Annotated in this window: 1 protein-coding gene; it reads right to left on the minus strand. The window is 60.1% G+C overall.

What is annotated here, in order from left to right:
• The coding region (locus ACFC0D_RS38580) for a hypothetical protein (protein WP_376446788.1) at positions 1-1,362 on the minus strand (1,362 nt) is incomplete at both ends.

The raw sequence follows: 1,362 nt of genomic DNA on the forward strand, positions 1-1,362 counted from the left end.
GCCTCCCGCTGCAATGCCTCCTTGTGGTACTTGTCCAGCTCGTCCAGCTGCTGCGCGTACTGCTTGCTGGTATAGCCGTTGCCATTGTTGGCGCTGGCGTTGCGGTCATTCAGCGCTGACAGCCGGCGGTCGTACTCTTCCTTGAGCTGCAGCTGGCGGCGCATGCGCTCCATCTGCTCACTGCCAGTGCCGATGCCGGCCAGGTCGATCGCGTTGGCCTGCTGCTGGGTGACGGCCGCCTCGTTCAGCTCCTTCTGGAGCCGCAGCATGTCCTGTGCGGCCTTCTTCGCAGACTCCTGCGCCGCAAGCGCCTTACCCTGGGCCACCGCCTCCTCGAGCAACGCCTTGACGCGCTTCTGCTCCTCCTCGCTCAGCTTGCTCTTGGCCGAGGCCAGCTCATTTGCGATGACCACCTGGAGCTTCTGCGCCGCCGTCATGTCGTCGGTCAGGCCCATCTGCTCCTTGTCGAGAGCTATCTGCCGCTTGATCCGATCGGTGATCGATGCGTACTGGCTCTGCTGGGCTTTGCCGTCAGCGATCTCTGAACGGGCGGCCCCAGCCCTGGACTTCTTCTCATCCTCGAGCTGCTTCATCCGCTCAAAGTGCGCCTTCTTCCGCGCAGCCTCAGCATTGAAAGAAGCGCGCTCCTGCGGCGTCAGCGCTTGCACACCTCCATTATCGTTGATGACCTTGCCTTGCTCGGCCATCCATGCCGCGTACTCACCCTTGGACTTCTTGATCCACTCGACCTGATCCTTCCAACTATCAGTTCGCAAGCCTGACAACATTCCTTGGATCGCGTTTCCTGCGTCCACTGCACGTCGGGCCGCCTCTGGCAGCGCCGCCAAAAACTCCTCCAACTTCTCCTTCCCAAGCGCTGCTGCTGCCTTTGCAGCCTCGAACAACTCCGGCGTCAGCCGAGATCGAAGAACGGTCGACATTTCGTCGAACTTCGCTTGAGTCGGCGCCACCTCCTCTTGGAACTTCTTCAGATCCGCCTTCGCGTCAGCGAGGCGCTCCATGTCACGAACAATCGTGAGCCCAGCCCCCTCGCGCGTGGACGTTCTCCCTTGATCCAACAGCGCTTGATAGTTGCGGACCGCGGCCTCAAGCGCCTTCGCCCGTTCCTCCGACTGCTTGATCTTCTGCGCAGCCTCATTCCATTGTCCGATAAAGTCCTTGAGTGACACTTCACTACCGAACTTCTGAAATCTCTCCGTAACATCAGATATCTGATAGGCCAGAAGACCTAGAGACTTAACCTGCTGTGCGTACTCCTCCCTCGCTTGTTGGGACTTGCGCACCATATCCATGTACGCAATGCCGACACCACCAATGGCGATCGCTGCAGCACCCCACGGG

The organism is Streptomyces sp. NPDC056222 (assembly GCF_042264065.1).
Classification (GTDB): domain Bacteria; phylum Actinomycetota; class Actinomycetes; order Streptomycetales; family Streptomycetaceae; genus Streptomyces.